The following is a 12,171-nucleotide window of genomic DNA, read 5'->3' on the forward strand; positions in this document are numbered from 1 at the left end:
GGATCTGACCGCTTCGGAATGACCTGCTGCTATGCTCCAGCCCGTGTTACCGCTTGCCTCCCTGCCGGACTTCAATAACGAAGTGGCCGGACTGATTCATGGTTATCTGTTTACCCCGGCGTCGCCGCCACAGCGGTTAAATGCGCGTGAAGCCTCACAATTGGCGCAGCAACAGCTGCCGGAATCGACCTTTCTTTGGCTGCACATAAATCTTAATCACGCACGTGCTGAACGATGGGTTCAGGACCACTTTGGCGTAGACCGCGATTTTTTCGATGAGATACATTCAGCTTCACCGCGCACCCGTTTAGCCCATCAAAACGATGCGCTGCTGGCGGTGCTCAATGACGTCACCTTCAGTAAAGAGGAGCGCAGCACCCAGAATGCCACGCTGTGGATGTGGTGCTGCCCGCATGTGATTGTCACCGCGCGCTTTCGGCCCGTTGGCATGATTGAGCGTATGCATCAGCAGATCGACAAGCTGGTGTTTGCGGAGTCCGATGCGATGCTGCTGTGGCTGCTGGGCGAGCAGGAGGCGCAGCTGGAACAGGTGGTGCGTCGCTCCAGTCAGGCGGTGGACGCCATTGAAGAGCGCCTGTTGAGTGCGGCGATCAAAACTAACCGTCATGAACTGGGTCATTTACGCCGCATGCTGTTGCGCGTGCAGCGCCTGCTGGCACCCGAACCCGCGGCGCTGTTTCGTTTGCTAAATCGCCCGCCTCAATGGCTAAAGCGCGAACCGCTGGGTGAGCTGCGTATCTTCACCGAAGAGTTCAGCGTGGCGCTGAATGATTTGGCTGGGCTAATGGAGCGGATCCGTTTGTTGCAGGAAGAGATTGCCGCGCGTCTGATGGAGCAGAGCAACCGTACGCTGTTCTTGCTTACGGTGATAACCGTGCTGGCGCTGCCGATCAATATCGTGGCGGGTTTTTTTGGCATGAACGTCGGCGGCATTCCGCTGGCGAGCAATCCGCATGGCTTTCTGCTGCTGGTGTTAGTGGTGCTGGCGTTCACGTTAGTGGCGGGCTGGCTGGCATTTCGACGACCGCGTGATTGAGGTGGCCAGGTCGCCATAAATGGCGCCCCTACATAACCCTGATGATTTTTTCGTAGGGTCGCCATTCATGGCGACCTGGCTAATCGCACGCACAAAAAAGCCAGCCCGCAGGCTGGCTCATCACAACACGTAATTACAGGCTGGTAGCCGGCTGAGCAGCAGGCGCTGCGCCGTTAGCACCCTGCGGCGTCATCGGTTCTTCTTTCGGCGTTGCGTCAGAAGATTCTTGTACCGGCACCGGTGCTGGCTGGGCTTCACCTGCTGGGCCATTAATTTTGATCGGCATACCGTTACGCGCCTGGATTGCGTTATTCACCGCATCCTGGTTGGTGCTGGCATCGGCAATCACTTTGGTCACCGCAGACGTCAGGTTAATCGGCACCAGCTCACGAGAGTTGAACTGCTCTTCGGTGGTCGACAGCGGATTGTGGACTTCAATGTAGCGCGAACCGTCTGGCTCAACGCTCGCTTTCACCGGCTGATCGATGAACTGGACGCGGGTGCCGACTGGCACGTTGTCGAACAGCCATTTAATGTCGTCAGAGCGCAGACGCACACAGCCGTGGCTCACGCGCAGGCCGATGCCGAAGTTGGCATTAGTACCGTGAATGGCATACAGGCGGCCAATGTAGAGCGCATGCAGTCCCATCGGGTTATCTGGACCCGCCGGGAACACGGCTGGAATGCTTTCACCACGCGCTGCGTATTCCGCGTGCATCGCTTTGGTTGGCGTCCAGGTTGGGCCATCTTTCTTACGCTCAACCTTGGTGATCCAGTTCATTGGCGTATCTTTACCCAATTCGCCGATGCCGATTGGCAGCACGACCACGGTCTTGGTGCCTTTCGGGTAATAGTAAAGACGCATCTCAGCGCTGTTGATCACGATGCCTTCACGCGGCGCGTCAGGCAAAATCAGCTGCTGCGGGATGATCATTTTAGTGCCAGCTTTCGGCAGATAAACGTCAACACCCGGATTGGCTTCGAGCATATTGCTGAGGCCCATCTGATACTGCGCAGCAAAGGCTTCCAGCGGAAGTTTGCTGTCATCAGGAACGGTGATTTCAATATTTTCGCCGATCAGACGGCTATTAGCCGGCGGCAGCGGATAGACTACTGCAAATGCCGACTGGCTGAACGCCGCCAGTGCGAGGGCGAGTGAAGCGAACGCGCGAATGCTCATTTTCATGTTTTTCAAGTCGTTATGGCCATGTTTCAGGCTTGTCAGTGTGTCGAATCCATCGTGGTCAGTATGACCCGCTGCGCATTATATGTGCATTGGTGCATTGATGGAAATCAGGATTTTCGCTGGCTGAAGATACTTTACGCAATTCCTTGTGTTTACCAGACAATTCTCTTAGCTCCTCAGCCCAAAATGTGAATTTTTAAGGCTGCCACAGCGTCACTTCATTACTCAATTTACGATTGAGGAAAAAAGCGGCACTGATCAGCGCCAGATGCGACAGCGCCTGCGGCATATTACCCAATGCATTGCCGTGAGAGGTAAATTCTTCGGCGTACAGGCCAACCGGATTGGCGTAGCTCAGCAGCTTCTCAAACTCAAAATGTGCTTCATGCACCCGCCCGGCGCGCGCCAGACACTCTACGTACCAGAAGGAGCAGGCCGCAAAGGAGCCTTCTCCGCCACTTAATGCATCGGCAGGCGTCTCATGAATGTTATAGCGGCGCACTAAACCATCGCTCACTAAATGGGTTTTAATCGCATCCAGCGTGGCCAGCCAATCTGGATCGGTTGAGCTGACAAAGCGCACCAGCGGCATCAGCAGCATCGAGGCATCAAGGAAGTTTCCGCCACGTGTCGCGGTGAAGTGGCCCAGCTCAGGATTCCAGAAGTTTTGCCAGATATCATCGCGGATCTCGCTGCGCACGCGATCCCAGCGTTCATAGGGCATTGGCAGCGAACGCTTCATACCCAGCCGCAGTGCGCGATCGAGTGCCACCCAACACATTAAACGCGAATGCAGGAAATGCTCCGGTTCACCGCGCATCTCCCAAATGCCGGCATCGGGTTGATTCCAGTTCACGCAGACATAATCGATCATGTCGGAGACATACTTCCAGCCGCGCTGCGAAATCGCCTCGCCATATTTGTTGGCGAGATAAATGGCATCCATCAGCTCGCCGTAAATATCGAGTTGGGTTTGGCGCCAGGCATCATTGCCGATGCGCACCGGACGTGAATTAGCGTAGCCGGAAAGATTGAGCAGCTCGGTTTCATGCAGCTCGGTGCCGCTATCCAGGCGATACATCACCTGCAGATGTGGGGTGTCGTCGTGACTGTGCTCAACGCAGCGGCCGACCCACTTAGTGAAATCTCGCGCTTCTTCGGTGTAGCCAAGGCGCATCAGCGCATACATGCTGAACGAGGCGTCGCGAATCCATGAGGCGCGATAATCCCAGTTGCGCTCACCCCCCAATTCCTCCGGCAAACCAAAGGTGGCGGCGGCGGCAATCGAACCGTGCTGATGTGAGGTCAACAGCTTGAGCGCCAGCGCCGAACGCGTCACCTGTTCCTGCCAGCGCCCACGATACGAACTGTGGCTGCTCCAGCGTCGCCAATATTCCAGCGTGTCGCGGAAGCACTGTTCGGTGGCAATTTTCGCCACGTTTGGATCGTCATCGTTACCAAAAATAAACTCGGCGCACTCACCGGCTTTCAGGGTGAACTCCGCCACTGCGCTGTGGTTCTCGCGCGTCATCACCACCATGGCGCTGAGGCGTAAAGCCGGTTGTCCTGCGGCCAGAAAAGCGATACCACCAGGACGCACTTCGGTGGTGGTTTCTGCGCGCGCATAATCGTGGCGCGGCGCGCACAGCAGATGGAACTTCGCCGTGCCGCGCACCATTTTCACGCGACGTACCAGACGCGGCACTTTGCTGTGCTCGTCGCAGATCGGCATGTAATCGGTGATCTCCGCCACGCCCGCATCGTCCAGCCAGCGGGTTTGCAGAATATTGGTATCGGGCAGATAGAGCTGCTGCTGGCGGGCATTTTTCCAGTCGGGGGCGAGAGAGAAGAGTCCGGCTTCGTCGCTATCGAGCAGCGCAGCAAATACCGAAGGGCTATCAAGCTCTGGCCAGCAGAGATAATCGATGGTGCCGTCGTTGGCGATCAGTGCGCAGGTGCGTAAATCACCAATCACACCGTGGTCGTCTATTCTGCGTTTAATGTCGCTCATCTTGCCCCCCTTTGCGGTATGTAATGGTTAACTATAGACGCAACGGCAGATTCGGCGGCACTGAGGCACAGAAGGATAACTTCTATACTGTTAAGACACCCTCAATCAGGAGAATGTTATGAGTTCAGGAAAACAGAAAGTCGCCGTGGTTACCGGTTCCAGTTCTGGCATTGGTCGCAGTTGTGCGGTGATGCTGGCCGAAGCGGGCTATACGCTTGGCATCACCTGGAGTTCGGATGAAGAGGGCGCCCAGGAAACCGCACGTATGGTGGAGAGTCGTGGACAGATGGCGCAGGTGCGGCAGGTTGCCCTTGCCGATCCGCAAGCCGGCGGGCAACAACTGGCGCAGCTGATCAACTCGCTGGGGCGCATTGACGTGCTGGTGTGCAACGCGGGCGTGATGACCAAAGCTGACTTTCTCGATGTCACTTTTGAGGATTGGCGCAAAGTGTTTAATGTGGATGTCGATGGTGCTTTTATCTGTGGGCAGATTGCCGCAAGGCATATGGTCGATCAGGGCGACGGTGGACGTATTATCAATATCACTTCGGTGCATGAACACACGCCGCTACCGGACGCCAGCGCCTATACCGCCGCGAAACATGCACTCGGTGGCCTGACCAAATCAATGGCGTTGAGCTTATTGCCGCACCATATTTTGGTCAACGCGGTGGCGCCGGGCGCAATTGCCACGGCGATGAATGATATGAAAGATGACGAGCAAGGCCGACGTATGCCGGAGATCCCGATTGGACGTCCCGGCGATACGCGTGAGGTGGCGAGCTTAGTGGCCTGGCTCTGCTCGGAATGGGCAACCTACACCACCGGACAATCTTTCATTGTCGACGGTGGTTTTATGCTGGCGAATCCGCAGTTTAAAGGTTATCACTCGTAATTAACCCGCGCGGCGGCGGTTCCAGTGGCGAATAATGTAGCGCAGCACGATGCCAAAAATAACCGCCGCCGCTAACCACAATACGGGTTTGAGGTGCTGATCGATCTTATGCAGCCACGGCGCAACGATCTCGCCAGCAAAGTAGCCGATAGAGACAAAAATCAGTGACCATAGCGCGGCGCCGATGACGTTAAGAATAAAGAAACGCAGCGGCTTAAGGCGGCTGGTGCCAATGATGATTGGCCCCACAATGCGGAAGCCATACATAAAGCGCACGCCGATGACGAATAAACTAGGGTGTTTCTGAATCAGCCGATTGGCTTTGCCAATGGTTTCCTGATGTTTGCGGAAACGGCGCAGAATGCGTGTACCGTAGCGGCGTCCCAGCCAAAACAACAGCTGATCGCCAATAATGCCGCCAATCATCGCGGCCAACACCACGCCGGTGAAGTGCAGCAAGCCTTCATGCGCCGCAACCCCGCCCAGTAAGGTGAAGGTTTCTCCTTCGGCGATACAGCCAATCAGCAGCGCCAGATAGCCGCATTGGCTAATTAATCCATTGATATCGAGATGCAAATCATCCTCCCTGTAAATGTTGAGACTGTTACCAGTTTATACGCCAGCGCCTTTATTTGTAGGGTTAGCCGCAAAAACAGCGGCGACGATTATACTTGAGAGACGCTGCCTGCGTTGTCGAGGTCTTTTGCTTTAGGGGCAGCCCCTTGCATTAGAGGAGTAACCGTATGAATCATGTCTGGGGTTTACTGGCGCATCCTGGTCAGGAAATGCGCGATATTAAACAGGAAAATGAGAGCGTTTCGCACCATTACACCCATCATGTTCTGCTAATGGCGGCGATCCCGGTGATCTGCGCCTTCATCGGCACCACGCAACTGGGCTGGAATCTGGGCGAAGGGCAGTTCGTACTACTCAACAGGCTGACCGGTATCGGTTTGGGCATTCTGTTCTACCTGATGATTCTTGGTGGCGTTGCCGTGATGGGGCGTGTGATTCACTGGATGGCGCGTAATTATCCGCAGCGCCCGAGCCTGCAACGCTGCACCGTGTTTGCGGGCTATGTGGCAACGCCGCTGTTCCTTAGTGGTCTGGTGGCGCTCTATCCGCTGGTGTGGCTGTGCGTATTGGTCGGCGCGATTGCGCTGGTTTACACCGGTTATCTGCTTTACGTCGGGATCCCGGTATTCCTGAGTATTGACCGTGATGAAAGTCTGCGCTTCTCCGGCTCAACATTGGCGATAGGGGTGCTGGTGTTCGAGGTGCTGCTGGCGCTGACGGTGGTTATCTGGGGATATGGTCCACGGTTATTCTGAGGCTATCCTGGTCGCCATGAATGGCGACCCTACAAAACCGCCCCCTTAAGGTCGCCATTCATGGCGACCGACAAACGAAATCGCACTCAACCCAAAAGGTCGCCATTCATGGCGGCCTTTTAACGCCTGGAAACAATCTCGTTAAGAAATTTCTCAGGGAAGTGCGTATGATACTGCAGCCAGCCCGCATCCCGTCTGGCTTGATGTGGGCGGCCTGTGTGTTTACACAGCGCAAAACTCCTGACCGGATTTTTTTGACACGATGTCTGCAAAAATGCGTATTTCCCTGCTGTCGCTGGCGCTGTTTGTCGCCGCGCCAGCCGCTGTGACACCCGCGCTCGCTGCGCCGGCCGTACTCTCAAACCTGGCGCCGATTGCCCAACCGCAAATCGCCTCCGGCAGCGCGATGATCGTCGATCTGGAAAACAACAAAGTGCTGTTTTCCAGTCATCCTAACCGCGTACGCCCAATTGCTTCGCTGACCAAGCTAATGACGGCGATGGTGGTACTGGATGCCAAACTGCCGATGGATGAAATGCTGTCGGTCGATATCAGCCACACGCCTGAAATGCGCGGCGTATTTTCCCGCGTCAAACTGAACAGTGAAATCAGCCGCCGCAACATGCTGCTGCTGGCGCTGATGTCGTCGGAGAACCGCGCGGCCGCCAGCCTGGCGCACCACTATCCGGGCGGTTACGATGCTTTTATTCGTGCCATGAATGCCAAAGCACGTGCGCTCGGTATGACGCATACGCGTTATGTGGAACCGACCGGCTTGTCGATTCAAAACGTTTCCAGCGCGGAAGACCTGATAAAGCTGGCGAAGGCCACACGTCAGTACCCGCTGATTGGTGAGTTAAGCACCACCAAAGAAGACACGGCGGTATTTAAACATCCGAATTATGCGCTGCCGTTCCGTAACACCAACCATTTGGTGTACAAAAATGACTGGCGTATCCAGCTGACCAAAACCGGTTATACCGATGAAGCGGGACACTGCCTGGTGATGCGCACGGTGATCAATAACCGTCCGGTGGCGCTGGTGGTACTGGACGCGTTTGGAAAATACACCCATTTTGCCGATGCCAACCGTCTGCGTGACTGGCTGGAAACCGGTAAAGCCGCACCGGTTCCGGCCGCGGCGCTGGCGTACAAAAAGCAGAAGTCAGGCCTGACTGCCAGCAATAGCGAGGCGGAATAGCTCGCTTGTTTTGGTCGCCATGAATGGCGACCCTACAGGTCATCGGCGGTTTGTCGTAGGGTCGCCATTCATGGCGACTCCATTCACCTCGGTTTACCTGCAAAAACGCTTATCGTTAGCGCCAATGTTTTACACCTTCATTCCTATAGTTTCAGTGTCGGCAACGTCTTAAACTAGCCGCCATTCATCTGCACACGTGCGTTTATCGGCTGTTATTACGCTGGAATCTTATTAAACATGTTCAAGTTCCGTTTCTTACTTACGCCATTTTTACTGCTGCTGGTGCTGTTAACCCCGGCGCTGAGTTTTGCAGACGACAGCGCGGCAGCGAATCAGCAAGAGGACGCTGCCCCCAAAGTTAACGCCTCGGTCGAGCTGCCTAAAATGCAGAAAATCCTCGATAAAATTAAAGGCCAGGTCTCGGGCGATACCAACGAAAGCCAGCTCAACCAGCTCAATGAGATGGCGCTGGAGCTTTCGGGGAATGCCGAAACCCTTGGTCAGGCACTCATTCCGCAGCGTCAGCAGCTGGATGCACAGCTGGCGGTACTCGGTCCGGCGCCCAAAGCCGACAGCGGCGTGAAAGAGACGCCGGAGGTGACGCGCAAGCGTGCGGCGCTGGAGAACCAAAAAGGTAAGCTAGACGACCAAATCAAGCAGGCCGATGGCATCAAAAACGGTGCGCTGGTGCTGTCATCGCAGATCGTTAACCTGCGTCGTGACCAGTTAAAAAGCCAGCTGGCACTGAACTCGGGCAGTATTTTCGGCCCGCGTTTCTGGTCACCGATCTTTAGCAGCCAGGATCTCGACGCCGAGAAAATCAGTGATTTTCGCGATGAACTGCAAGACACCGCCGCGCTATCGTGGGAATCGGGCTGGCGCTTTGGCACCATCGGTTGGCTGGTCGCCGCGATGCTGGTGATGACGCTCGGCCGTCGCTACGGCGAAGAGTTTCTGGCGTGGGTGAGTATTAACAAAATGCCGGAAGGGCGTTTACGTCGTAGCTTCCTGGCGGCCGCGATAGCCTTGACCACACTTGCGGCCGTTGTGCTGACCTTCAACTTCCTTGCGCTGGCCTTTACGCGCCGCGATGAGGTCTCTGGCGACGTGCAGGATTTTGTTGAGCGCCTGGTGCAGCTCAGCGTCTACTGCGGCTTAATTGCTGGATTGGGGCGGGCGTTTTTGTCTACGCGTCGTCCCAGCTGGCGTTTGCCTGCCATCTCCAATGAAGTGGCGCAGGCGCTGAAACCGTTCCCGCCCTTTACCGCGGCGCTGGTGTTTGTTTTCCAGACGGTTGAGGCGTTTAACTACAGCGTGGGAACCAGCCTCAATACCACGATTTTTGCTAACGGCTTGACCGCATTGCTGATTGGCTGCACCGGCCTTGCTATCAGCATGCGCGTGAACCGCGTGCGTCGTCGCATGGCGCAAGCCGGCCACCAGCCTGAAGCACGCTCTACCCTTGTTGGCTTAGTACAGCTGGCGTTGATGCTTACGGCGCTGGCGATCCTGATCTCTCTGATCATTGGCTACGTTACGCTGGCACGCTTCCTCAGCTACGAGGTGATTTGGTGCGGCATTCTGTTTGGCTCGTTCTACTTCCTCAGCCATCTGGTACAGGACGGCTGTGAAAGTCTGTTCTCCACCAGCAATGCAACGGGCAAGCGGCTGCAAAGCTCACTCAATATTGATGAGCGCCACTTGCAACAGGCGGCTACGCTGCTGAGCGCGCTGGGTAAAACCTTGCTGATTGCTATCCTCGCGCTGGCGTTGCTCAACGGCACCTTCGCCTCCTCAACGCCGATAGAGCTGATTCAGAAGGTGATTGAGTTCTGGGGCGGCAAAGGGATGGAGTCGCTGAACATTGTGCCGGCGCACATGGTTAACGCGATTCTCTGCCTGGTGGTGGGCATTTATGTGCTGCGCTCGGTGCGTCGCTGGCTGGATAAAGACTTCCTGCCAAAAACCACCATGGATGTCGGCATGCGCGTGTCGCTGGTGACGCTGTTCAGCAACATTGGTTACGTGCTGGTTATTCTGCTGACGCTATCGATTATGGGCTTGCAGTGGAACAAACTGGCGTGGATCGTCAGCGCCTTATCGGTCGGTATCGGTTTCGGCTTACAGGAGATTGTGAAGAACTTCATCTCCGGTCTGATTTTGTTGACCGAGCGTCCGGTGAAGGTGGGCGATTTGGTGAGCATCAGCGGCATCGAGGGCGATATTCGTCGTATCAACGTGCGTGCCACGGAAATTCAGCTCAGCGATAAATCCACGGTGATTGTGCCGAACTCCCAGCTGATCTCGCAAAACGTACGTAACGCCACCATGGGTAACGCGCAGGGCGTGGTGACCATTCTGCTGACGTTCCCATTGGATATTGATCCGGTGCGGGTGCGGGAAATTCTGCTGGAAGTGTATCAGGAGAACGAGCGCATCCTGGAAACGCCTGAGCCGTCCGTTTCGTTCAAAGATTTAACGCCAGCGGGGATCGTGTTGAGCGTCACCGGCAACGTTGCCAGCCAGCGCCAGATTTCCGGTGCCAAGAGTGATTTGCTGTTTGATATTCTCACGCGTCTGCGCAAGGAGGGTATTGTGCTTTCCACGCCGCAAACCATGATCATTGAACGCCGCGCGCTTCCGGCGGCCGCGCAAGAGCAGCAGGGCGAGCAACTGCCTTAATTTCAGCGCGTCATGTGACCAGGTCGGCGTGAATGCCGACCCTACATGTAAGGTGGCCATTGATGGCCACCTTTTTAACAACCGCACTTAGATTTTTACCGCCCAACCCTTGTGCTTGCTGGTTTTACCAATTCCCGGATTGAAACTATTAGTAGGATCCAGCTGACGATAAAACGCCTGCAGCTGCGGTTTCGCCTGATACAGATGTCCAACGTTATGCTCGGCAGGATACTCCGCGCCACGCTCGGCTAAAATCGCCAGCATCTTCTCTTTCAACGCATGCGCGTCGACGCCCTTTCTGACGATGTAATCCTGATGGAACACATGGCAGAAGAAGTGGCCGTAATAGAGACGGTGGCTTAGATCCTTATCAAACTCGGCGGGCAGGCGCTCAAACCACTCCTCATCGTTACGGCGCAGCGCAATATCCAACGCCAGAATATCTTCCACTTCGTCAGCATGCACCGCGTGATAGCGCACAGCCGCACCGGCAGCGGCAAAGCGATGCAGGAACGCGTGCGCGCCCTCTTTGGCATCGCAGGCGAAGAAGGCGCCGCCGCCTTCGCGGAAATATTCGGTCAGATACGCCTGCGCTTCAGCAACGCCGTCGCCGGACATCTTCAGCATCAGATGGTGTTCATATTTGTCGCGATACTGCTTCAGGCGTTTGGGCAGATGCGCCGGTAACCAGCCGCTGACGCGCTGCAACAGGCGATCGGTAAGATGCGGTTTTACCCAACTCAGCTTGCTCAGCCAGGCATCAACGCGGCCCTTAAGGGTAAAAAACAGCGGCATTTTATCGGTGCCGAGCTTGTCGATCATCACGAAGGTATCTTTGCCATACACCTCAGCGATATCGAAAATGTCGCGGTGCATATATTCACCCGCCACCGGCAGATGCGTAAATTCTGCCAGAATATGACGGCGAATATCGCCCAGCTCAGCCGGATCGTTGGTGCCGATATAAAATACCTGCTGCTGCGGTTCGGTAGGGAAAGTGTCGAGACGCACGGCAAATACCGCCAGCTTGCCCGCGCAGCCAGACGCTTCGAACAGGCGGCGCTCATCGGCATTAAAGCGCGCCGGGGTGTCGGCAGTGATATCGCGCACGCGCTCGGCATATTCATGATCGGAGGCGTGGCGCTCGTCCCAACGCACATCGTTCTGCTGCCAGCGATCGTCATCCAAACGCCCCAACATCTCCTCCGGCGAATGGCCAAGATCGATGCCAAGATGGTTTACCAGCTTGAGTTTGCCGCTGGCATCAATCTGCGCGTACAGGGCCATTTCACTGTAGGCCGGACCGCGTTTGATCAACGAACCGCCTGAGTTATTACAGATTCCGCCCATTACCGATGCGCCGATACAGGAGGAACCGATAACAGAATGCGGCTCACGTCCTAACGGTTTCAGCACTTTTTCCAACTGATACAGCGTGCTGCCAGGGAAGGCGAGGATCTGTTTGCCGTCATCGATCAGCTGCAACTTATCCAGCCGCAAGGTGCTGATGATGACCACCGGACGATCGTAATCATTACCGTGCGGCGTGGAACCTTCCGTCAGACCGGTATTGGCGGCCTGCATTAAAATAATGGCATCGGCGCTAACCAGCGCTTGCAACGCACGCCATAACTCCAGCAGCGAGCCGGGAAAAATCACCGCCAGCGCGTCGCCTTCGCCCGAGCGAAAACCTTTGCGGTAGCGCGCGGTCTGTTCTGCATCGGTTAACAGGTGTGACGAACCCACCAGACGACGCAGTTCGGCGAGCAGAGTAGGGTGCGAAGTGTTGTTATTCATTGGCCTATCCT

9 protein-coding genes are annotated in these 12,171 nt (G+C 55.8%); 5 read left to right on the forward strand and 4 right to left on the reverse strand.

Annotated features, from left to right (window positions below; all coding sequences use genetic code 11):
• Window positions 1-31: 31 nt before the first annotated feature.
• Window positions 32-1,057 (forward strand): transporter, encoded by a 1,026-nt coding sequence (locus tag AC07WB_RS06035; RefSeq protein WP_097094495.1) that lies wholly within the window; start codon window positions 32-34, stop codon window positions 1,055-1,057.
• Between the two features lie 133 nt (window positions 1,058-1,190).
• Here AC07WB_RS06035 and AC07WB_RS06040 read toward each other — a convergent pair whose 3' ends face one another.
• Both AC07WB_RS06040 and AC07WB_RS06045 read right to left on the reverse strand, forming a co-directional pair.
• A complete protein-coding gene (locus AC07WB_RS06040; RefSeq protein ID WP_097094494.1) occupies window positions 1,191-2,243 on the reverse strand; it encodes a L,D-transpeptidase family protein in 1,053 nt (350 codons plus the stop codon).
• A 196-nt stretch (window positions 2,244-2,439) separates the two neighbouring features.
• A complete protein-coding gene (locus AC07WB_RS06045; protein ID WP_494940182.1) occupies window positions 2,440-4,254 on the reverse strand; it encodes a glycoside hydrolase family 15 protein in 1,815 nt (604 codons plus the stop codon).
• 118 nt (window positions 4,255-4,372) lie between these two features.
• On the opposite strand from AC07WB_RS06045, the gene AC07WB_RS06050 reads away from it, so the two are divergent.
• Window positions 4,373-5,149 (forward strand): SDR family oxidoreductase, encoded by a 777-nt coding sequence (locus tag AC07WB_RS06050; protein WP_097094492.1) that lies wholly within the window; start codon window positions 4,373-4,375, stop codon window positions 5,147-5,149.
• Here the strand turns inward: AC07WB_RS06050 and AC07WB_RS06055 are convergent, their stop codons facing one another.
• Entirely contained in the window at window positions 5,150-5,725 is a 576-nt protein-coding gene (locus tag AC07WB_RS06055) for a DedA family protein (RefSeq protein WP_494940183.1), read from the reverse strand.
• Between the two features lie 167 nt (window positions 5,726-5,892).
• On the opposite strand from AC07WB_RS06055, the gene AC07WB_RS06060 reads away from it, so the two are divergent.
• The 3 genes from AC07WB_RS06060 to AC07WB_RS06070 all read left to right on the forward strand — a co-directional run bounded on the left by AC07WB_RS06060 (window position 5,893) and on the right by AC07WB_RS06070 (window position 10,363).
• Window positions 5,893-6,480, forward strand: a complete 588-nt coding sequence (locus AC07WB_RS06060) for a Yip1 family protein (RefSeq protein ID WP_097094490.1) — start codon at window positions 5,893-5,895, stop codon at window positions 6,478-6,480.
• A 262-nt stretch (window positions 6,481-6,742) separates the two neighbouring features.
• Window positions 6,743-7,681, forward strand: a complete 939-nt coding sequence (gene pbpG, locus AC07WB_RS06065; RefSeq protein WP_097094489.1) for a D-alanyl-D-alanine endopeptidase — start codon at window positions 6,743-6,745, stop codon at window positions 7,679-7,681.
• Between the two features lie 237 nt (window positions 7,682-7,918).
• Window positions 7,919-10,363, forward strand: coding sequence for a DUF3772 domain-containing protein (locus tag AC07WB_RS06070; protein ID WP_494940184.1), 2,445 nt, complete (start codon window positions 7,919-7,921; stop codon window positions 10,361-10,363).
• 87 nt (window positions 10,364-10,450) lie between these two features.
• Here AC07WB_RS06070 and dld read toward each other — a convergent pair whose 3' ends face one another.
• Window positions 10,451-12,160 carry a D-lactate dehydrogenase gene (gene dld, locus AC07WB_RS06075; protein WP_494940185.1) on the reverse strand — a complete coding sequence of 570 codons (1,710 nt, stop codon included), beginning with the start codon at window positions 12,158-12,160 and terminating at the stop codon, window positions 10,451-10,453.
• Between the last annotated feature and the right edge of the window lie 11 nt (window positions 12,161-12,171).

This window comes from Pantoea sp. GW821-FHT03E06 (assembly GCF_059420725.1).